The organism is Kluyvera genomosp. 1, assembly GCF_001266615.1.
Taxonomy (GTDB): domain Bacteria; phylum Pseudomonadota; class Gammaproteobacteria; order Enterobacterales; family Enterobacteriaceae; genus Kluyvera; species Kluyvera cryocrescens_A.
Genome location: NZ_LGHZ01000038.1, coordinates 93532 through 113887, shown reverse-complemented (window position 1 = coordinate 113887; position 20356 = coordinate 93532). Strand labels below are relative to the sequence as shown.

The following is a 20356-nucleotide window of genomic DNA, read 5'->3' as shown; positions in this document are numbered from 1 at the left end:
GTTGCTGTAAGTATAATTCACGCTAATGGATTATTTTATGTACAACGTGAAAAATAGACGCAGCCGCAGCCTGCTCATCAGGGTGTATCATTAAGGGAATGACGTTGTAAGGAGTATGTGTTTGCATGGATATCAATAACCTGATTTCCCACTATGGCTACGCTGCGCTGATTATCGGCAGCATGGCAGAAGGCGAGACAATTACGCTGCTCGGCGGCGTGGCGGCACATCAGGGTCTGTTGAAATTTCCACTGGTGGTGATTTCGGTAGCGCTGGGCGGCATGATTGGCGATCAGCTGCTGTACCTACTTGGGCGGCGGTTTGGCGGACGGTTACTTAAGCGTTTCTCACGCCATCAGGCGCGAATTCGCAAGGCGCAACGCTTAATTAAGAGCCATCCTTACCTGTTCGTTATCGGCACGCGCTTTATGTATGGTTTTCGGGTAATCGGCCCGTTGCTGATTGGCGCCAGCGGCCTGCCGCCGAAAATTTTCCTGCCACTCAATATTGTCGGGGCGCTTATCTGGGCGCTGCTGTTTACCACGCTCGGCTATCTTGGCGGCGAAGCGATCGGCCCATGGCTCCATCATCTGGACAAACACCTGAAGCATTTGATTTGGCTGGCGCTGGCCGTTGTCCTGGTGATTGCACTGCGCTGGTGGCTGAAGCGGCGGGAAGCGAGAAAGCCGCAGGAATAACAAAAATCGCGGAAAAGCGTTTTGAGATGTTGCGGAGATGCCCTTCCGCCGTATAAACGGAAGGGCAATATTCACTGTATCAATTATTTGTCGGTGATGTGGTAGCCACCGCCCAGCGCGGAGGTCAGCTGAATGCTGGCGTCAATCCACTGGCCGTGAAGACGGATTGCGCTAATTCGCTCCTGCAGCGCCGGCAGTTTCGCCACGCTCACTTTTGCCCCCGAAATAATCCCGGCATTCTTGCGCTGCTGCGCCAGATTGACCACCCGCTGCACATCTTTTTCAACCTGTGCCTGCTGCTGGTTTTTCGCCATCAGCGTTTCCACCTGGCTTGCGGTTTTCGCCACCTGATTAACCGCATCGACCACCGCTTTGTTGTATTTGGCAATGGAAAGATTGTTCTGCGCGCTGGCAATATCCAGGTTGGCGTTGAGACGGCCGCTATCAAAGATTGGCAGCGTTAAGCCTGCGGTGACGCCCATCTGCTGCGCCGAGTGGCGGAACAAATCGCTTAAGTGCAACGCATCCTGCTGCAGGAAGGCCATCAGGTTGATATCCGGATAAAATGCCGCTTTCGCCGCGTCGATTTCGCTCAGTGACGCCTCGATATACCAATGCGCCTCCTGCAAATCAGGACGACGCGCCAGCAGCTCATAACCTAACGTTGTCGGCATTTTGCTGGCGACGGCAGGCAGTGCCGTTTTGCGCAAATTCAGCGACTGGCTCTGGCTGTTGGTCAACGCCATCAACCGGGCTTCAATCTCTTTCATGTTGCCAGCGACATCCGCCAGCTGCTCATCGGTTTTGCTGACGTTGATATCGTTCTCCGCCCCTTCCGCCGAGTTGGTGATACCATGTTCGAGCAGCGCGGTATCCACGGTGACAATATTATTCTGCTCATTTTTAATCTGCTGGAGAACATCCTGGATTGCCGCCTCGGTCTGCCACTGCCAGTACAGACGCGCCACGCTGCTGGATAGCAGTTCTCGAGTTTGTGCCTGTTCGGCCAACTGCGCTTTAACTTCACCAATACGCGCCTGAACCAGAGCCCGGTTCTTGCCCCACAGGTCAAGATCCCAACCGGCCGTTAAACCGAACGTCCCATTAGTGTACCAGGGACCCGTGTTACCGTCGGTATCGGTGGCGAAAGGCCCCATCAGGCCCTCTGCCGACATTTTTTGCCGCTCAACGCTGGCGCCAAAATCAACTTCCGGGCCGAGGTTTGCCTGCGACATTCTCGCCTGGGCTTCCGCCAGCTTGATGCGCTGATCGGCAATCTGCATATCCGGTGAATTAGCCAGTGCGCGGCTCACTAAGCTATTGAGCTGCGGGTCATGATAATCCTGCCACCAGTGACTCTGTGGCCAGCCGTGCTGTACCGCCGCAGGAAGGTCGGTTGAGACAGTTGAGGCCGGAACCTGCTGTTTTGCAGGAGAGCCAATATCGTGCGAGGGTGCACAGCCAGCCAGCGCGATGAGCAGGGGCAAACCAGACAGCACGCTTTTTTTCACAGTGAGATTCATATCATCGGTCAGGTTACAAAATAAGGGTGTGATCATAATTTAGATGAAGCAAATCTCTTAAGTAAAGCGTGTGGGAACATAAACAGACATACTTAAATACAGCTAAAAACACTGAGAATTCACGGAGTGAACATGAGTCAGAACATTTACGACGATGCCAATTTCTTCGCCGGATATGCCACCCTTGATCGTTCGGTCAAGGGGCTGGACGGCGCGCCGGAATGGCCCACTATTCAGCAGATGCTGCCTGAGGTAACCGGCCTGAAGGTTGTGGACCTCGGCTGCGGCTACGGCTGGTTTTGCCGCTGGGCGCGCGACCAGGGCGCAGCGCAGGTCACCGGCCTCGATCTTTCCAGGTTGATGCTGGAACGCGCACGCGAGATGACCGACGGCGACGGTATTGCGTACCGCCGCGAAGATTTGCAGGCCCTCAATCTGCCCACCAATAGCTGCGAACTGGTCTACAGCTCGCTGACGCTGCACTATTTGCCGGATATTGCTCCGCTTTTGGCCAACGTCTATCAGGCATTAACGCCGGGGGGGACGCTGGTATTCACCGCCGAACACCCAATCTATACCGCTCCGCTCAAACAGGGCTGGCAGGTGGATGAACACGGGCAGAAAAGTTGGCCGGTGAGCCGCTATCAGCAAGAAGGTGAGCGTATCAGCAACTGGTTTACCGACGGCGTAAAGAAACAGCACCGTACGCTGGGCAGCTGGATTAACGCGCTGGTTGCCGCAGGGTTCGTGATTGAACATCTTAATGAGTGGGGACCAACGGCGGAGCAAATTGCCGCCAACCCTGCGCTTGATGAAGAGAAAGAGCGGCCGATGATTTTCATTCTGCGTGCCCGAAAAGCGGGCTAAAACACCGCGCTTTATCCTGCTTTCAGGCCGGATAAAGCGCAGTTCACTTCAGACTTACTCTTTCAAGCTTGCGCCGTGAGTCGCAATCACCTCTTTATACCAGCCAAAGCTTTTCTTCTTACTGCGCGCCAGCGTGCCGCTGCCGTCATCGTTACGGTCAACGTAGATAAAACCATAGCGTTTGGACAGCTCGGCTTTCGAGGCGCTGACCAGATCGATTGGCCCCCAGCTGGTAAAGCCCATCAGCTCAACGCCGTCTTCAATGGCTTCACGCGCCTGCACCAGATGATCGTTGAGGTAGCTGATGCGATAGTCATCATTGATGCTGCCGTCGGCTTCCACTTTATCCTTCGCTCCCAGACCGTTTTCCACGATAAACAGCGGCTTCTGATAGCGATCCCACAGGACATTCAGCAAGGTACGCAGACCCAGAGGGTCAATCTGCCAGCCCCACTCCGAGCTCTCCAGATGCGGGTTTGGCACCATGTTGAGAATGTTGCCGCGCGCTTTGTTATTCAGCGCTTCATCGGCGGTGACGCAGCCGGTCATGTAGTAGCTAAAGGAGATGAAATCGACGGTGTATTTCAGCGCTTCGCGGTCGCTATCGGTAATCGTGAGTTCAAAACCGTTATCGCGGAAATAGCGCAACATATAGCCCGGATACGCGCCGCGGCACTGTACGTCGCCGAAGAACTGCCAGCTGCGGTTTTCCTGCAGAGTTTTAAACACGTCGTCTGGCTTGCAGCTCAGCGGATACATCAAGCCACCCAGCAGCATATTGCCGATTTTCCCTTCCGGGACGATTTCATGGCACGCTTTCACCGCCAGTGCGCTCGCCACCAGCTGATGGTGGATGGCTTGGTAAATGTCGGCTTTACTGCTGTCCGCTGGCAGACCAACGCCGGTCATCGGCGCGTGCAGCGACATATTGATTTCGTTGAAGGTCAGCCACAGTTTGACTTTACCCTTGAAGCGTTCAAACACGGTACGAGCGTAACGTTCGAAGAAGCCAATCACCTTGCGGTTACCCCAGCCGCCGTAGTTTTTCACCAGCGCCCACGGCATTTCATAATGCGACAGCGTCACCAGCGGGGTGATGTTGTGCAGTGCCATCTCATCGAATAATTTGTCGTAAAACGCCAGACCCGCTTCATTGGGCTCGGCATCATCGCCGTTGGGGAAGATGCGCGTCCAGGCAATGGAGACTCGCAGGCAGTTAAAGCCCATTTCGGCGAACAGCGCGATATCTTCCGGGTAGCGATGATAGAAATCGATAGCCACGTCCTTAATGCCGGCATCACCCGGCACACGTTCGACAACTTCACCAAAAACGCCGTGCGGCTGTACGTCGGAGGTTGATAGTCCTTTACCCTCTTCCAGATAAGCGCCCTCGACCTGATTGGCCGCGGTCGCGCCGCCCCAAAGAAACGTATGCGGGAATGTTTTCATCTCTCTCTCCTGTGATTAATGCTGTACGGTTAACAGCGGCTGACCAGCGGTCACCGCACTGACGGCGCTGATGTCCAGCCCCGGATAGTCGTCGCTGTTGCTGATAATAATTGGCGTTGCCAGGTCATAACCGGCATCGATAATCGCCTGACGATCGAAGGTCAGCAGCAGGTCACCCGCCTTGACCTTATCGCCCTCTTTCACATGGATGGTAAACGGCGCACCGTCGAGCTTGACGGTATCGATGCCGACGTGGATCAGCAGTTCAATACCGCTGTCGCTCAGTAAACCGATGGCATGTTTGGTCTGGAAAATAGAGGCCACCTCGCCGTCAAACGGCGCAATCACTTCGCCCACGCTTGGAATGATCGCTACCCCTTTGCCGAGCAGTCCGCTCGCAAAGGTGCTATCCGGTACATTTTCCAATGCCAGAACGGTACCGGTCATCGGCGCCAGCACGTCATTTTCTGACGCGTTTGCCACCGCAATGGGTTCTGCTGATTTATGCGGCAGACCGGCAATCATCGTCATCACCAGTGCCAGAATAAAGGCAACGATCGCACCGGTGAGACCACCCCAGAAACTGGCATCCACGCCACCAGGCGGAATCATCTGCGCCAGCGTGAAGATGTTGGCCAGACCAAATGAAAAGGTGTAGCTGTGGCTAAATGCGGTGATAGCACCACCAATCGCACCGGCCACGCAGCCGAAAATAAACGGACGGCGCAGCGGCAGCGTCAAACCATAGATAGCCGGTTCGGTAATACCGAAAAGGCCAGCGGAAAACGCAGAGCCCGCCAGTACTTTCTGACGTGCATCACGAGTGGCAAGGAAAATCCCCAGCACCGCCCCTACCTGAGCAACGACCGCAGGCACAATGATCGGCATCATGGAGTCGTATCCCAGCACGGCCATGTTGTTTATCATCAGCGGCACCAGCCCCCAGTGCAGGCCGAAAATCACGCACACCTGCCACAGCCCGCCAAGCGCAGCCCCCGCTAGCCACGGCGCGACGACATACACCGCCTGATAGCCGTTGGCCAATAGATGGCTAAGCCAGGTCGCCACCGGACCAATAATCAGGAACGTCAGCGGTACCACGATGGCCAGGCAGATGGCCGGGGTAAAGAAGTTTTTCATCGCCGACGGCAGCCAGGCGTTGCTGCGTCGTTCAATCCAACAGCTCACCCACGCGGCGAGAATAATCGGGATAACCGACGAGCTGTAGTTGATAAAGGTGACCGGGATACCGAGAAAATAGTCCGCCGCCGCACCCGGAGCCTGCGCCGCCTCGAAGGCCTGTATCATTAGCGGATGCGTCAACGCGCCGCCGATAACCATGGTGATAAACGGATTGCCACCAAACTTTTTCCCGGCGGTATAGCCAAGAAACAGCGGGAAGAAGAAGAACAACGCGTCGCTGGCCGCGAACCAGATTTTATAGGTTGCCTGTTCGGTATTGAGCCAGCCGCAGACCACCGCTAGCGCCAGCAACCCTTTCAGCAGACCAGTCGCCGCCATCACACCGATAAACGGTGCAAAAATACCAGAGACAATATCAATCACCTGCCCGAGCGCTGATGTTTTCTCCCCTTTCACGGCGACCGGTTCGCTGTCGTCGTTAATTCCGGCTTCGTAACGCACCGCCTGCCACACGTCGTGAACGTGGTTACCAATCACCACCTGAAACTGGCCGCCGCTTTCAACCACCATAATGACGCCGGGGTTCTTTTTGAGCGCCTCGGCATCAGCTTTGCCGCTCTCTTTAAGCTTAAAACGCAGTCGGGTAGCGCAGTGAACCAGACTCACAATATTCTCTTTGCCGCCAACGTGGCTGAGAATATCCTGCGCGAGTGCTTTGTATTCCATACTGTAATTCCTTGACCGAGTATAAAAACAAAAAAACCCGAGAACGTCGTCCGAAGACGCCGCGCTCAGGTTTTGCCTGCAAAAATGCAGTAACAATCCAGTGGTTTAGGGGTTAACGCCCCTCTTTTCTCACCCGCTCAATATGAATGGCGAGAAACATAATTTCTTCCGTCGTTAGCGATCGCTGATAGCTGTTTTGCAGATGAAGGGCTACGGTTTCCGCACATTTCCACGCTTTCGCGTAGTTGTCTTTCACCGCGCTATGCAGCGACGCATCGTCATCTTCTACCACCGTTCGCGTCAGCATACGCTGGGCAAAAAACTTCAGATGGGTCACGAAGCGCTGGTAGCTTAACGACTCTTCATCGTACTCCAGATGCAGCTGATACTTCACCAGTTGCAAGATTTCCTGCATGACGCGGGTCACGTGCATCACTTCCGGCATTTCGCTGTTAAGCTGGCCCGTCACCAGATGCAACGCAATAAAACCCGCTTCATCTTCCGCCAGCTCCACCCCGAGCCGCCTGGCAATCAGCGCTCGCGCCTCCTGCCCTAGGGCAAACTCTTTCGGATAGAGCCGTTTCGTTTCCCACAGCAGGACATTTCGCAGCGCTACGCCGTTTTTCTGTCGCTCGATAGCAAAGTGACAGTGGTCGGTGAGCGTGATGTAAATGCTCTCCTGTAACGGCCCTAGCCGCTCGCGGGCCCGTTCTATTATCCGGTCGCAGGTGGTCATCACCTCGAGCGGAATCTGACTGAGTAATTCACCCAACCGCCCTACTAGCTCGTCGCTTTGTAAGGCAAAAACTTTCTCGATTTTTGTCTCATCCAATGAGTCGCCGACGCGTTTCTGAAAGGCTAGCCCTCGCCCCATCACAACCTGCTCACGCCGGTGTTCATCCAGAACAACCACCACATTATTATTAAGAACTTTGGCGATGTGCATTTATGAACCCCAGAAACAAAAAAACCTGACTCTGACAGACGTCAGATAATCAGGTTTTGCCTGCCGAAGCAGTAACAATCGCTATGAGTATTTCATTTTCCGTATCAATAGCTCAATGGAGCAAACGGAAATTTGTGATGTGGATCGGAACTTTATCCGCGCCAGTCGTTAATCACCTGGGCGATAAGCTTCGACTCCTGCAGCGCGCGGACGGCGGTAAACAGCGTGGTCGCCTCGTCGTACTCTTTGCGCAAATACCCCAACCACTGCTTGATACGCGCCACGTGGTACAGTCCGGTATCGCCCTGTTTTTCCAGGCGGGTGTACTTTTGCAGCAGCTCAACCACCTGCGGCCACGGGAGTCGCGGTTCGTTGTATTTAATGACCCGGCTCAGGTTTGGCACGTTCAGCGCCCCGCGGCCGATCATCACCGCATCGCAGCCGGTCACCGCCATACACGCCTGCGCGCTTGGGTAGTCCCAGATTTCGCCGTTGGCGATAACCGGAATGGTCAGACGCTGGCGGATATCGGCAATCGCCTGCCAGTTGATCCGCTCGGCCTTGTAGCCATCTTCTTTGGTTCGCCCGTGCACCGCCAGCTCCGTCGCTCCGGCCTGCTGTACCGCATCGGCAATTTCAAACTGCCGCGCGCCGCTGTCCCAGCCCAGACGCACTTTCACCGTAACCGGCAAATGCGCCGGTACCGCTTCACGCATGGCTTTTGCACCCTGATAAATCAGCTCCGGGTCTTTCAGCAGCGTCGCGCCGCCGCCACTGCCGTTCACCGTCTTCGACGGACAGCCGCAGTTGAGGTCTACTCCCCAGGAGCCCAGTTCAACCGCACGAGCGGCGTTTTCCGCCAACCACTGCGGGTATTGCCCTAATAGCTGGACTCGCACGCGAGTACCAGAAGGGGTACGACTGTGGTTATGTAGCTCCGGACAAAGCTTCTGGAATGATTTTACCGGCAGCAGCTGATCCACCACGCGCAAAAATTCGGTGATGCACAGATCGTAATCATTCACTTCGGTCAGCAGCTCGCGCACCAGCGAATCGAGCACGCCTTCCATCGGCGCCAGTAAAACACGCATATTGTTATCCGGAAAAAAAAGAGGCGCTATGGTAACGTCTTCACATGCAGCTTTCCACTGCCAGGAGCGCGATGCACCATCGCGATTATCGACACACCAGGAGGTGAATGATGAATTCAAAAGTTATCCAGCTACAAACCACGCCTGCCCCGCAGCAGTTTCGCGATGTGCCGCCGGTTTTATTAACCGATGCCACTATGCTTGCGCGCAAAAATAAGCTGCTGGAACGCATGCGCGAAGAACGCTTCGACGCCCTGGTGATTTATGCCGATAAAGAACATGGCGGCAACTTTGAATATCTGACCGGGTTTATTCCGCGCTTCGAAGAAGGCCTATTGGTGCTGGATAAATCCGGCCACGCGACTGCCATTCTTGGCAATGAAAACCTCAAAATGGCACAGCGTTCACGCCTGCCTGTTGCCCTCAAGCACTACCCGCTATTTTCCCTGCCCAACCAGCCGATGGAAAACGAAAAGCCGCTGGCCCAGCTGTTCAACGAAACCGGGCTGAGTACGATGTCGAAAATTGGCCTGGTGGGCTGGAAGATGTTTACCACTGCCCAGGCCGACAACGCTAAATTATTCGATCTGCCGTATTTTATCGTCGATGCCGTCAAGAACAGCACTCATGCGGAGCTAGTGAATGCCGCGCATTTGTTTATTCGCGGCGATAAAGGGGCACGAACGGTCAACAACGCCAATGAAATCGCCCATTACGAATACGGTGCGAACCTCGCCTCAAACTGCATGCTCAATGCGCTAGATGCCGTCACGCCAGGGATCCGTGAAACCGAGCTAGGCGCATTGCTGGCGGCTGAAGGGCAGTATCAGACGGTGGTCACCATCGCGGCAACCGGTCAGCGTTTTGAGAAAGCCAATCTCTATCCTACCTATAAACCGGTCGAACGCGGTCAGCCGCTGTCGATGACCACCGGCTTTAAAGGCGGGCTCTCCAGCCGCACCGGCTTTGTAATTGCCGATGAAAGCGAGCTACCGGAAACGCAAAAAGATTACTTAGATCGCGTGGCGAAGCCATACTTTGGTGCAGTCGCTCACTGGCTGGAGAACATTCAGATTGGGATGCCGGGCGGTGAGCTGTACAACCTTATCGAGCGCGTACTGCCGAAAGAAACCTACGGTTGGCATCTCAATCCGGGGCATTTGAGCGCCGACGAAGAATGGATGTCGTCACCGGTCTATCCGGCGTCGAACGAGACGCTAAAAAGCGGCATGATCCTGCAGATCGATATTATCCCTTCGGTGCCGGGCTACACCGGGGTGAGTGCCGAAGAGAGCGTGGCACTGGCGGATACGGCGCTGCAACAGACGATCGCACAAGATTATCCGGATCTGTGGACGCGCATTGAAGCGCGTCGGCGCTATATTCGCGACGTGCTGAAGATTGCCATCAGCAACGATGTCATTCCGTTGTCCAACGGCGTGGGATATCTGCGGCCGTTTATGCTGGCCAAAGATAAGGCATTGGTTGGTTAATTTAAACACTGTTCCGGGGGGCTAATGCACCCCCGGTCATCGCGACTAGCGCGGTTCCAGACAGTTATCTTCTTTCCAGCCGTAGAGCCACTCGATGCCGCGATAGAACTCTTCCTGGGTTTTACCTTTCCACAGCAGGTTACGTACCTGACGCTCAACCCCCGCCGCATGGTACAGACGCCCCATTTCGCGGGTTGACCACACGATACGCGCGGTACGCGGAATCCGCACCGACTCATACAGTGCAAACGCGCGGGCGGCATCGCCGTCACATTGGGTTAAAGCCTTGCCTAAGGTCACCGCATCTTCCAGCGCCATGCAGGCACCCTGCGCCATATACTGCGCGACCGGGTGTGCTGAATCACCCACCAGCGTGATGCGGTCATTGCCCCATTTTTCTACCGGCTCGCGGTCTGCAGTCGACCAGCGACGCCATGACGTGGGTTTATCCAGCATCTGACGCGGACGCGGGTGAATGCCTTTGAAATAGGACATCACCTCTTCTTTGCTGCCGTCGCGCACGCCCCACTCTTCGGTTTCACGGCTGTGGAAGGTCACCACCAGATTGTACTGTTTACCGCCGCGCAGCGGATAGTGCACCAGGTGGCAGTGCGGGCCCGCCCACAGCACCGGCGCGTTGATACGCAGATCTTCCGGCATATCTTCACGCTCAACGACGGCGCGATAGACCACATGCCCGGTGACACGCGGATTGTCGCTAAGCAGGCTCTGGCGCACCACCGATTTCACACCGTCGCAGCCGATCAGAATATCTGCCGTCCAGCTGTTGCCTTTATCGTCATAAACGGTGACATCATCCGCCGTCTGGCGAATATCAACCACGTGAGTCGACGTGCGATACTTAACCCCCGGATGCTGCAGCGCCGCTTCCCAGACGGTGGCGTGAATATCCACGCGATGGATAACCGCATACGGGCCGCCGAAGTGATCGCGGAACGCCTGTCCGGTCTCAATGCAGATAACCTGTTCGCCGTTGACCGCATCCATCATGGTGATGTGGTCGGTAAAGACCGCGCGCTGACGCGCCACTTCGCCGACACCTAAGCTGTCGAGCGCGGAAAACGCGTTCGGCCCCAGCTGGATGCCAGCGCCAATCTCACCAATTTCATGCGCCTGTTCCAGCAGCATCACCTGGATGCCCTGACGCGCCAGCGACAGCGCGGTGGCCGCGCCGCCGATGCCGCCGCCCACAATAATTGCACGGGTAACTTTAGCCATTATTCTTCTCCTTTTCTGACTACGCCGGGATCTTGTCCTGCTGATTTTCAGGCGCGGCGGCAATAAATGCCGGCAACGCGACGCAGGCGTCATAGACTGCCTTGCAGCGCGGGAATCCGCTCAAATCACAGCCAAAACGTTGGGCGTTGGCCCACTGTGGCACCAGGCAACAGTCGGCAAGCGTCGGCGTATCGCCAAAACAGAATGCGCCGGTTTGGCTACGGCGGAGCAGTTGCTCAACCGCGCTCAGCCCCTGTTGGATCCAGTGGGCGTACCAACGGTTTTTCTCTTCTTCGCTGACCTTCAGTTCATCGCTAAGGTAGCGCAGTACGCGCATGTTGTTGATCGGATGAATGTCGCAGCTTATCGCGTACACCACCTCCAGCACGCGCATGCGCTGCGGATCGTTTGTCGGCAACAGCGGGGTTTGCGGGAAGTGTCTGTCCAGCCAATCAATAATCGCCAGCGACTGTCCCAGCGCCTCGCCATCGTCGGTGACCAGCGCCGGCACCAGCCCCACCGGGTTAAGGCGTCGGTAATCCAGCGCATTTTGCTGGCCGATACGAATATTGACGCCCACGGTTTGGTAGTCGATGCCCTTCAGCGCCATCGCGATACGCACGCGATAAGAGGCCGAACTATTAAAAAAACTGTACAGCTTCATCATTCACCTCAAACAATTTTCACGGCGATTGGCGTTAAACCTTCCACATTGCCGGTAATCGTTTCGCCTTTGACTACCGCACCCACACCTTCCGGCGTGCCGGTGAAAATCAGGTCGCCCGGCTGCAATTCGAAGAAACCGGACAGATAGCTGATGGTCTCTTTCACGTCCCAAATCAGGTGTTCAATGTCGCTACGCTGGCGGTCTTCGCCATCCACCTGCAGCCAAATTGGCGCTTTGTCTAATGAAGGTGCGTCGGCCACTTTATGCAGCGGTGCAATCGGTGCAGAGAGGTCAAAGGCCTTACCAATTTCCCAAGGGCGGCCCATCTGACGCATCTCCATCTGGCGATCGCGACGGGTCATATCCAGACCGGTGGCGTAGCCCCAGATGTACTCCTCGGCTTTTTCCAGCGGAATGTCGCTGCCTTTTTTACCAATGGCCACCACCAGCTCGATTTCGTAGTGATAGTTATCAGTCTGCGCCGGGTAAGCCAGGTTCAGGGTTTCACCTGCCGCAACGGGAACCACGGCATCCGCCGGTTTGCAGAAGAAGAATGGCGGCTCGCGATCCGGATCAAAGCCCATTTCACGTGCGTGGGCAGCATAGTTGCGCCCTACGCAGTACACGCGGCGTACCGGGAATTGTTCATCGCTGCCAACAACGGGGATGGCGACCGGGGCCTGAGGTTCAAATACGTACTTGCTCATCTTTCTTCTCCTGATTAATAGCGCGCTTCGCGGAACAGGCCCAGGGCTTCCTGGACAGGGCGATCCGAGAAACTGAATAACACGGTCTCTTCTGGCGTGTTGAAGGACACGCTGTGCCAGGTTGGCACGACAAAAATATCTTTCGCTTTAAAGCTGAAGGTCTGCTCACCGATGGTCACTTCGCCGCTGCCTTCCACCACGTGGTAGATAGTGCTGTCGGTAGTCCGCGCCTGGCGCGACTGGAAGCCTTTCGGCAACAGTTGCAGGAAGGCGCCCATGGACGGCATCGGATAGCCGCCGGTCACCGGGTTGACGTAACGCATCTTGTAACCGTCCCACTCGTCAGCCTCACCCATCCGAGTCAGGTCATGCAGCGCATCGCGGCTGCGGTCATAGCGGTAGTTGAAAATTGGCGATGAGTTACCTACCTGGTGACGCAGCGGCAGCATATTGGCGGCGTAGCGCGGTAGATAGTCACCCTCTTTGCGCGTGACTGGCTGCTGTTCTTCCGGGTAATCTTCGGCAAAGCCACAGCCCAGATAATTCACCAGCGGCAGGTCCAGACCGTCGAGCCAGATAACCGGCTCATCGCCCGGGTTGCCGTGGTCGTGCCAGCGCCACTGCGGGGTGAGGATAAAATCGCCGGGGCTCATCTGAGTGCGCTCACCGTCAACGGCGGTAAATGCGCCGTGGCCTTCCACCACAAAGCGCAGCGCCGACTGGTTATGTCGATGGCTGGGAGCCACTTCACCCGGCATGATTAATTGCAGGCCGGCATACAGCGATGAGGTAATCGATGATTGGCCGCGCAGCCCTGGGTTTTCCAGCACCAGCACGCGTCGTACCGCCTCTTTCGCGCCAATCAGGCTGCCGCTTTCCAGCAGCAGCGGGCGAATTTCCTGATAGTTCCAGTAGGCCGGCGCGCAGTTGGCGTTTGGCGTTTTCGGCACCAGGTGATGCAGCGATTCCCACAGCGGCGTCAGGTTTTGCCCGGAAATGTGCTGATAGAACTGCTGACGATCGTGTTTTACGTCCGAGGTCATTATTATTCTCCTTAACTTTTCATCGTGCCCATGACGGGCAGCGAGTCGGGTACGCGAGGTGTTTGGCGTATCACCAGGGTCAGTAGCGTCAACATGACGGCGCTGACGGCGGCCGGTACGGCAATCACAAAGAACAGAGTGTCGAATGAGAAATTCATCGCCATCATCATGCCGCCGGAAACTGAGCCGACGATGGCGCCGCAGCGGCCGATGGCGTTAGACCAGCTCACACCGGTGGCGCGGCTTTGGGTCGGATAGAGCGTGGCGGTGAGCGCATTGAGCCCAACCTGGGAGCCGCTGATACCGATGCCGGTACCGAAAATCGCCAGCGCCATCATCCACAGGCCGTCACCGCTCAGGCCAATCATCACGATGCACACCGCGCCCAACGCATAGCTGATGGCCAACACCCAGAACGGATTGAATTTATCCATCAGCACACCCAGCAGCAGCGCACCCAGCGTGCCGCCTACCTGGAATGCCGCCGTAACCCAGGACGCATGCTGCAGATCAATACCGCGATGATTCAGCAGCGTCGGCATCCAGCTGGAAAGTAAGTAGATGATCAGCAGGCTCATAAAGAACACCACCCACAGCATCAGCGTGATAGTGAGCTGGCGACCGGCAAACAGCTGGCTGATACTACCCTTTTGCGTAGCCGCGGGTTCATCCAGCCAAAATTCGGTTTCTTCGTAGCGCTCTCCGGTCATGGCGCTGACTGTACGCGCTACCTGCGCCTGCGGGCGCTGACGACGCACCAGCCAGCGCGGAGATTCCGGCAGTGCCACCAGTAGCGCAAAAAACAGCATCAGCGGCAGCACGCCGCCCAGCACCAGAATGCCGTGCCAGCCAATCACCGCCACCAGCTGTGCGCTGACGATACCGCCCAGCGCCGAGCCCAGCGTGAAGCCGCAAAACATTAAGGTCACCAGCGCGCCGCGACGGCGAGAAGGCAGATATTCCGAGGTCATGGTAATGGTGTTAGGCATTGCCCCGCCAAGGCCCAGCCCGGTGAGGAAACGTAAAATAATCAGGGTTTCAAGATTCGGGGAAAAGGCAGAAAGCAGGCTGAATAGACCAAACAGCGCCACGCACCACTCAATCACTTTTTTGCGTCCCAGTTTGTCGGACAGCGGGCCACACAGCAGCGCGCCGGCGGTCAGTCCTAACAGGCCCGCACCGAACAGCGGTGCTAAATCGCCCGCGCTTAGCTGCCAGTGTTCGCGAATCGCGGGGGCGATAAAGCCAATCGCGGCGGTATCAAAACCGTCCAGCATCACCACCAGGAAACAGCAGAGAATGACACGCCACTGCATCTTGCCGATGGGTGCGGCATCGATTAGCGCTTGTAGTTCACGTCGTTGCGTCATAGGGAAGAGCCTCGATCAGTGCAGGTTATCCACATCGCCGTTGGCGCTTTTGCCAGTGCGGCTCAGAGTAAGATGTTTATTTTTTTGCTTTTATGTTGCCATGTTGTGATAAATGAAATGAGTTGTACAATGGCTTTTCATGCCAACCCATAACCTGGAGGTTATACCTAATGGCAGACTGGACGCAGAAACTGAAGCTTCATCATTTACAGATGCTGGTGGCGCTGGGCGAGCAGGGAAATCTCACCCAGGTCGCGAAACGTATGCACATCACCCAGCCCGCACTGTCGAAATGGCTGACTCAGTTTGAAGAGGAGTTAGGCATCATTCTGTTTGAACGGCACAGCAAAGGGCTGCGGGTGTCAGAAGGCGGAAAACTGCTGCTGCAACACGCGCAGCGGCTCATTAATGATATCGAACGCTCGCAGTTTGAGATGGAGCGTTTTAAGCAAGGCGGGCTGGTCGGCAGCCTGAAAATTGGCTGTTCGCCGGTGGCAACCGATTGTGTCTCACACGCGATATTTCCGCTGCTGGCGGAGATGCCGACGCTGCACCTTAATATTGAAGAGAAGGTGATGACGCCGCTGCTGCACGATTTGCAGTCCGGTGTGGTCGACGTAGTGGTCGGTCGTATCGGTGGGCGGGCGCTGGAGCTGCCGCTCAACTATGAGGTGCTCTACACCGAACCGGTATGTTTTGTCGCACGTACCGGGCATCCTCTGGCCCACCGCAGCAGCTTGACGTGGAACGATTTGGCACCGTGGCGCTGGATTGTCTGGCCGACCGGTACGCCGATTCGACAAAGTATCGACAACGCGCTGGTAGAAAATGGGGTAATGCTACCGGAAAATACCATTGAGTCGGCGTCGATGAACGTGAGCGTCAACCTGCTGCAAAGCAGTGAAATGATCTCAATTCTGTCGCTACGTCTGGCCGAGCGCTACGCCAGCCAGGGGCAGTTGGCGATACTGGCGCTGCCGCGTATTGAGCAAAAAGGCAGCGTCGGCGTATTCTGGCGTAAGAAAGATCTACCGTCGCTGGCGCTCAGCCGCTTTCTCTACTATTTATCTCATCCTGTACAAACTGATGAGCTTTCCCGGTCAGATGCCTGATGTTCCACTTATCTATATCAGGTATGCTCAGAATTCATGGTGTGATCGGTAGCACACTTTAGGGTTTAATTGTATGATGAATGAATTCCACCAAAGGTGAATCCCATGCTCAAATCACTGAATATCATCTGGCAATACCTGCGTGCATTCGTCCTGATCTACGCCTGTCTTTACGCCGGTATTTTTATTGCATCGCTGCTGCCGATTACCATTCCCGGTAGCATTATCGGGATGCTGATCCTCTTCGTTCTGCTAGGGCTGCAAATTCTGCCCGCCAAATGGGTTAACCCCGGCTGCTACGTGCTGATTCGCTATATGGCGCTGCTGTTTGTGCCAATTGGCGTTGGCGTGATGCAGTACTTCGCGCTGCTAAGCGCCCAGTTCGGTCCGGTGGTGGTCTCCTGCACCGTCAGTACGCTGGTGGTGTTGGTGGTGGTGAGCTGGAGTTCGCATCTGGTTCACGGTGAACGTAAAGTTGTTGGTCAGGAAGAGGCGAAAAAATAATGCTGCATTATATTTGGTGGTCGCTACCGCTGACCTTAGTCGTCTTTTTTGCCGCCCGTAAGCTGGGTACGCGTTTTAAAATGCCGCTGCTGAACCCGCTGCTGGTTTCCATGGTGGTAATTATTCCGTTCCTGATGCTGACCGGGATCCCCTACGATCACTACTTTAAAGGCAGCGAAGTCTTAAATGATCTGCTGCAACCGGCGGTTGTCGCCCTCGCCTACCCGCTGTATGAGCAGCTGCACCAGATTCGTGCGCGCTGGAAATCTATCATCACCATCTGCTTTATCGGCAGCGCCGTGGCGATGATCACCGGCACTTCGGTGGCGCTGTTGATGGGCGCGTCACCGCAGATCGCCGCCTCTATTCTGCCAAAATCCGTCACCACGCCGATTGCGATGGCGGTAAGCGGCAGCATTGGCGGGATCCCAGCCATCAGCGCCGTGTGCGTCATTTATGTCGGTATTCTGGGTGCGGTATTTGGCCATACGCTGCTCAACCTGATGCGCATTACCACCAAAGCATCCCGCGGGCTATCGATGGGTACCGCATCGCACGCCTTAGGTACCGCCCGCTGCGCCGAGCTGGATTACCAGGAGGGGGCGTTTAGTTCTCTGGCGTTGGTGATTTGCGGCATCATGACGTCGCTGATTGCCCCGTTCTTATTCCCCGTCATTCTGGCAGTCATGGGATAAAACGAGACAAATCACACATTTTTAAATGATGTTACATGCGTTGCATTAACAATGAGATATTGATCACTAATTTAGGCGTTCGCGCCCCGTACACTACGATCCCATTACATTGTTATGAGGCACAACGCCATGCATCCACGTTTTCAATCTGCTTTTTCGCAACTGGCGGCAGATCTGCAGACCGCTATCGCTCCACTGCTAGCCGATCCGCACTTCTCTGCCGAGCTGAGCGCCGAGCAGGTCTCTTCGCTGCAAAAGGCGACGGGGCTGGACGAAGACGCGCTCGCTTTTGCGCTTCTACCGCTGGCAGCCGCCTGCGCTCGTGCTGACCTGTCGAACTTTAACGTTGGCGCAATCGCGCGCGGCGTTAGCGGCACCTGGTACTTCGGCGGCAACATGGAGTTCCTCGGCGCGACCATGCAGCAAACCGTTCACGCCGAACAGAGCGCCATCAGCCACGCCTGGCTGTGCGGTGAAAAAGCGCTGCAGGCGATTACCGTCAACTACACCCCATGCGGCCACTGCCGTCAGTTTATGAATGAACTGAACAGCGGGCTTGCGCTGCGCATTAACCTGCCGGGCCGCCAGCCGCATACGCTGCAGGACTATCTGCCGGATGCATTTGGGCCAAAAGATCTGGATATCAAAACCCTGCTGATGGATGAACAGGACCACGGCTATCCGCTTGAGGGCGACGCGCTGGCACAGGCGGCAATTAAAGCCGCCAACAAAAGCCACACGCCGTACAGCAAATCCCCCTCCGGCGTGGCGCTGGAACTGCGCGACGGCTCGATTTTCAGCGGTAGCTACGCGGAAAACGCCGCCTTCAACCCAACGCTGCCACCGCTGCAGGGTGCACTGAACCTGCTGAGCCTCAACGGCTATGACTACCCGGATGTTCAGCGCGCTATTCTGGCCGAACGTGCGGATGCACCGCTTATCCAATGGGATGCCACCGCCGCAACGCTGAAAGCGCTGGGCTGCAACAATATAGACCGCGTACTGTTAGGTTAATCACCGCCACGCTTACCCGGACGACGCGTGTAAACGCCGACTCCGGGTGCGCTTTACAACACTTCGCTTAGCCGAATGCGGTAATTGTCCATTTTCCCCGCAATTAAACGATGGTTTCTTGCGCTTGCCGAGCGGGTACAGTAGCCTGATGTCTCCCTCGTCCACTATTGAGTCAAGTTCATGTTAAAGCGTGTGTTATACAGCCTGTTAGTCCTGTGCGGCCTGCTGCTGATAACCGTGCTCGGTCTTGACCGCTGGATGAGCTGGAAAACCGCGCCCTATATCTATGACGAGCTACAGGACCTCCCCTATCGCCAGGTCGGCGTGGTGCTCGGCACCGCCAAATATTATCGCACCGGTGTTATCAACCAGTATTATCGCTATCGCATGCAGGGTGCACTCAACGCGTATAACAGCGGCAAGGTCAACTACCTGCTGCTAAGCGGCGACAATGCGCTGCAAAGCTACAACGAGCCGATGACCATGCGTCGCGACCTGATTAAAGCCGGGGTAGCACCGGAAGATATCGTGCTCGACTACGCCGGTTTCAGGACGCTTGATTCCATCGTGCGCACCCGCAAGGTGTTCGATACCAACGATTTCATCATCATCACCCAACGCTTTCACTGTGAGCGTGCGCTGTTTATCGCCCTGCATATGGGCATTCAGGCGCAGTGCTACGCCGTACCGTCACCCAAAGATATGTGGAGCGTACGACTGCGCGAATTCGGTGCCCGCTTTGGCGCGCTGGCCGATCTCTATCTGTTCAAACGCGAGCCGCGTTTCTTAGGCCCGCTGATTCCCATTCCTGCCCAGCAAGAGCTGCCGGAAAATGCCCAGGGCTACCCGGCGGTTACGCCGGAGCAGCTGTTAGAATTGCAAAAGAAGAAACCGTAGCAAAGCATTGAAGCCCGCAGAGCTCATCGCATCGAGATTGAGCTGATATGTTTACGTATCACTCGATACTCGTGCTTTACCCGACTTTTCCCCTCACCAACCCTTATTCATAGACGTAAAAAAGCCCAGCATCTGCCGGGCTTTTTCTTGCTGCGTGTAATTACTTCTTACGCGCGTATTTCAGGGAATCCAGCGCTACCGCAAAGATAATAATCGCGCCTTTAATAATGTACTGCCAGTAAGGGTTAACGCCGATATAAGTCAGCCCGTAGTTGATAACGGTAAAGATGATAACACCGGTCACTACGCCAACAACCGTACCCACGCCGCCGCTGAACGACACGCCGCCGACCACGCAGGCCGCAATCGCATCCAGCTCATACATAAAGCCTAAGTTGTTGGTTGCTGAGCCAATACGCCCCGCTTCCAGCAGGCCACCGAAGGCATAGAACACACCGGACAGCGCATAAATCACCAGCAGGTTCAGCGCAACGTTTACGCCGGACACTTTTGCCGCTTCCGGGTTGCCGCCGATAGCGAAGATGTTTTTACCAAAGCGGGTTTTGTTCCACAGCACCCAAACAAAGGCCACCGCAATCAGCGCATAGAAAGTGATGTACGACAGGCGGAAGCTACCCAGCGCAATAAACCCTTGGGCGAACGTCGAGAAGCCGCTGTCGAAGCCGGAAATCGGCGATGCACCGACGAAGTCGTAGTACAGGGAGTTGATACCGTAAACAATAATCATGGTACCCAACGTGGTGATAAACGGCGTCACGTTGAGGTAAGCAATGATAATACCGTTAATCAGGCCAATCACCGCGCCAATCGCGCAGACAATCAGTACCACCACGAAAATCGGCATCGTTGCCATCTCTGGGAAGACCTTATTGGCGTTCTCCATAGATTGCAGCAACGTCGCGGCGATAACCGCCGCCAAACCCACCTGGCGGCCGGCAGACAGGTCAGTACCCTGGGTGACGATAAGCCCCGCCACGCCAAGTGCAATGATAATACGGACAGAAGACTGGGTCAGGATGTTACTGAGGTTCAACAAACTTAAGAAAGTCGGGTCCTGGATAATAATAATGGCCAGCAGAACCAAAAGAACGACGTAGATGCCGCCATCTTTCAGATAACTCAGAAAGCTTTTTTTATTTAACGTACTCATG

At 55.7% G+C, this 20356-nt stretch carries 18 protein-coding genes and 1 pseudogene; 8 read left to right on the top strand and 11 right to left on the bottom strand.

The window, feature by feature from the left end; genetic code table 11:
* Nucleotides 1-125: 125 nt before the first annotated feature.
* A complete protein-coding gene (locus tag KP80_RS18870; RefSeq protein ID WP_052285173.1) occupies nt 126-698 on the top strand; it encodes a DedA family protein in 573 nt (190 codons plus the stop codon).
* 83 nt (nt 699-781) lie between these two features.
* Here KP80_RS18870 and mdtQ read toward each other — a convergent pair whose 3' ends face one another.
* Nucleotides 782-2221 carry a multidrug resistance outer membrane protein MdtQ gene (mdtQ, locus tag KP80_RS18865; RefSeq protein ID WP_052285287.1) on the bottom strand — a complete coding sequence of 480 codons (1440 nt, stop codon included), beginning with the start codon at nt 2219-2221 and terminating at the stop codon, nt 782-784.
* Nucleotides 2222-2353: 132 nt separating this feature from the next.
* Here mdtQ and KP80_RS18860 point away from each other — a divergent pair, with 132 nt between their 5' ends.
* Nucleotides 2354-3088: a class I SAM-dependent methyltransferase gene (locus KP80_RS18860; protein ID WP_052285172.1), complete on the top strand. Its 735-nt coding sequence runs from the start codon at nt 2354-2356 to the stop codon at nt 3086-3088.
* Between the two features lie 54 nt (nt 3089-3142).
* Here KP80_RS18860 and KP80_RS18855 read toward each other — a convergent pair whose 3' ends face one another.
* The 4 genes and pseudogenes from KP80_RS18855 to dusC form a co-directional block, all read right to left on the bottom strand.
* The gene (locus KP80_RS18855; RefSeq protein ID WP_052285171.1) at nt 3143-4537 is read right to left on the bottom strand and encodes a glycoside hydrolase family 1 protein; all 1395 of its coding nucleotides are present in this window, start codon (nt 4535-4537) and stop codon (nt 3143-3145) included.
* Between the two features lie 15 nt (nt 4538-4552).
* Nucleotides 4553-6503: pseudogene (gene bglF, locus KP80_RS18850) on the bottom strand (PTS beta-glucoside transporter subunit IIABC).
* A gap of 15 nt (nt 6504-6518) precedes the next feature.
* A complete protein-coding gene (gene bglG, locus KP80_RS18845) occupies nt 6519-7352 on the bottom strand; it encodes a transcriptional antiterminator BglG (RefSeq protein WP_052285169.1) in 834 nt (277 codons plus the stop codon).
* A gap of 152 nt (nt 7353-7504) precedes the next feature.
* Nucleotides 7505-8443 carry a tRNA dihydrouridine(16) synthase DusC gene (gene dusC / locus KP80_RS18840; RefSeq protein WP_052285168.1) on the bottom strand — a complete coding sequence of 313 codons (939 nt, stop codon included), beginning with the start codon at nt 8441-8443 and terminating at the stop codon, nt 7505-7507.
* 110 nt (nt 8444-8553) lie between these two features.
* Here dusC and KP80_RS18835 point away from each other — a divergent pair, with 110 nt between their 5' ends.
* The gene (locus KP80_RS18835; RefSeq protein ID WP_052285167.1) at nt 8554-9936 is read left to right on the top strand and encodes a M24 family metallopeptidase; all 1383 of its coding nucleotides are present in this window, start codon (nt 8554-8556) and stop codon (nt 9934-9936) included.
* Nucleotides 9937-9981: 45 nt separating this feature from the next.
* On the opposite strand, the gene KP80_RS18830 is transcribed toward KP80_RS18835, so the two are convergent.
* From KP80_RS18830 to KP80_RS18810, 5 genes are read right to left on the bottom strand one after another with little or no spacing between them, the layout of a single operon-like run.
* Nucleotides 9982-11175, bottom strand: a complete 1194-nt coding sequence (locus tag KP80_RS18830; protein WP_052285166.1) for a 3-hydroxybenzoate 6-monooxygenase — start codon at nt 11173-11175, stop codon at nt 9982-9984.
* A 19-nt stretch (nt 11176-11194) separates the two neighbouring features.
* Nucleotides 11195-11839 carry a maleylacetoacetate isomerase gene (maiA, locus tag KP80_RS18825; RefSeq protein ID WP_052285165.1) on the bottom strand — a complete coding sequence of 215 codons (645 nt, stop codon included), beginning with the start codon at nt 11837-11839 and terminating at the stop codon, nt 11195-11197.
* Between the two features lie 8 nt (nt 11840-11847).
* Entirely contained in the window at nt 11848-12549 is a 702-nt protein-coding gene (locus KP80_RS18820) for a fumarylacetoacetate hydrolase family protein (RefSeq protein ID WP_052285164.1), read from the bottom strand.
* Between the two features lie 14 nt (nt 12550-12563).
* On the bottom strand, nt 12564-13592 hold the full coding sequence (gtdA, locus tag KP80_RS18815) for a gentisate 1,2-dioxygenase (RefSeq protein ID WP_052285163.1): 1029 nt from the start codon (nt 13590-13592) through the stop codon (nt 12564-12566).
* A gap of 11 nt (nt 13593-13603) precedes the next feature.
* A complete protein-coding gene (locus tag KP80_RS18810; protein ID WP_052285162.1) occupies nt 13604-14962 on the bottom strand; it encodes an MFS transporter in 1359 nt (452 codons plus the stop codon).
* 170 nt (nt 14963-15132) lie between these two features.
* On the opposite strand from KP80_RS18810, the gene KP80_RS18805 reads away from it, so the two are divergent.
* The 5 genes from KP80_RS18805 (at nt 15133) to sanA (ending at nt 19184) form a co-directional block, all read left to right on the top strand.
* Complete coding sequence (locus KP80_RS18805; protein ID WP_052285161.1) at nt 15133-16074, top strand: LysR substrate-binding domain-containing protein; 942 nt, start codon at nt 15133-15135, stop codon at nt 16072-16074.
* A gap of 105 nt (nt 16075-16179) precedes the next feature.
* Nucleotides 16180-16578 carry a CidA/LrgA family protein gene (locus KP80_RS18800; RefSeq protein WP_052285160.1) on the top strand — a complete coding sequence of 133 codons (399 nt, stop codon included), beginning with the start codon at nt 16180-16182 and terminating at the stop codon, nt 16576-16578.
* The gene (locus tag KP80_RS18795; protein ID WP_052285159.1) at nt 16578-17273 is read left to right on the top strand and encodes a CidB/LrgB family autolysis modulator; all 696 of its coding nucleotides are present in this window, start codon (nt 16578-16580) and stop codon (nt 17271-17273) included. Before KP80_RS18800 ends, KP80_RS18795 begins: the two co-directional genes overlap by 1 nt.
* A gap of 129 nt (nt 17274-17402) precedes the next feature.
* A complete protein-coding gene (gene cdd, locus KP80_RS18790) occupies nt 17403-18287 on the top strand; it encodes a cytidine deaminase (RefSeq protein WP_052285158.1) in 885 nt (294 codons plus the stop codon).
* Nucleotides 18288-18467: 180 nt separating this feature from the next.
* A complete protein-coding gene (gene sanA, locus KP80_RS18785; RefSeq protein ID WP_052285157.1) occupies nt 18468-19184 on the top strand; it encodes an outer membrane permeability protein SanA in 717 nt (238 codons plus the stop codon).
* A gap of 160 nt (nt 19185-19344) precedes the next feature.
* Here sanA and mglC read toward each other — a convergent pair whose 3' ends face one another.
* On the bottom strand, nt 19345-20355 hold the full coding sequence (mglC, locus tag KP80_RS18780) for a galactose/methyl galactoside ABC transporter permease MglC (RefSeq protein ID WP_052285156.1): 1011 nt from the start codon (nt 20353-20355) through the stop codon (nt 19345-19347).
* Between the last annotated feature and the right edge of the window lies 1 nt (nt 20356).

Bases quoted from the DNA above. Each gene is read 5' to 3' on its own strand.
- KP80_RS18830 (WP_052285166.1), bottom strand. From the start codon at position 11,175: ATGGCTAAAGTTACCCGTGCAATTATTGTGGGCGGCGGCATCGGCGGC.
- maiA (WP_052285165.1), bottom strand. From the start codon at position 11,839: ATGAAGCTGTACAGTTTTTTTAATAGTTCGGCCTCTTATCGCGTGCGT.
- KP80_RS18870 (WP_052285173.1), top strand. From the start codon at position 126: ATGGATATCAATAACCTGATTTCCCACTATGGCTACGCTGCGCTGATT.
- KP80_RS18805 (WP_052285161.1), top strand. From the start codon at position 15,133: ATGGCAGACTGGACGCAGAAACTGAAGCTTCATCATTTACAGATGCTG.
- KP80_RS18855 (WP_052285171.1), bottom strand. From the start codon at position 4,537: ATGAAAACATTCCCGCATACGTTTCTTTGGGGCGGCGCGACCGCGGCC.
- KP80_RS18795 (WP_052285159.1), top strand. From the start codon at position 16,578: ATGCTGCATTATATTTGGTGGTCGCTACCGCTGACCTTAGTCGTCTTT.
- KP80_RS18820 (WP_052285164.1), bottom strand. From the start codon at position 12,549: ATGAGCAAGTACGTATTTGAACCTCAGGCCCCGGTCGCCATCCCCGTT.
- KP80_RS18835 (WP_052285167.1), top strand. From the start codon at position 8,554: ATGAATTCAAAAGTTATCCAGCTACAAACCACGCCTGCCCCGCAGCAG.
- KP80_RS18810 (WP_052285162.1), bottom strand. From the start codon at position 14,962: ATGACGCAACGACGTGAACTACAAGCGCTAATCGATGCCGCACCCATC.
- gtdA (WP_052285163.1), bottom strand. From the start codon at position 13,592: ATGACCTCGGACGTAAAACACGATCGTCAGCAGTTCTATCAGCACATT.
- dusC (WP_052285168.1), bottom strand. From the start codon at position 8,443: ATGCGTGTTTTACTGGCGCCGATGGAAGGCGTGCTCGATTCGCTGGTG.
- bglG (WP_052285169.1), bottom strand. From the start codon at position 7,352: ATGCACATCGCCAAAGTTCTTAATAATAATGTGGTGGTTGTTCTGGAT.
- mglC (WP_052285156.1), bottom strand. From the start codon at position 20,355: ATGAGTACGTTAAATAAAAAAAGCTTTCTGAGTTATCTGAAAGATGGC.
- cdd (WP_052285158.1), top strand. From the start codon at position 17,403: ATGCATCCACGTTTTCAATCTGCTTTTTCGCAACTGGCGGCAGATCTG.
- mdtQ (WP_052285287.1), bottom strand. From the start codon at position 2,221: ATGAATCTCACTGTGAAAAAAAGCGTGCTGTCTGGTTTGCCCCTGCTC.
- sanA (WP_052285157.1), top strand. From the start codon at position 18,468: ATGTTAAAGCGTGTGTTATACAGCCTGTTAGTCCTGTGCGGCCTGCTG.
- KP80_RS18800 (WP_052285160.1), top strand. From the start codon at position 16,180: ATGCTCAAATCACTGAATATCATCTGGCAATACCTGCGTGCATTCGTC.
- KP80_RS18860 (WP_052285172.1), top strand. From the start codon at position 2,354: ATGAGTCAGAACATTTACGACGATGCCAATTTCTTCGCCGGATATGCC.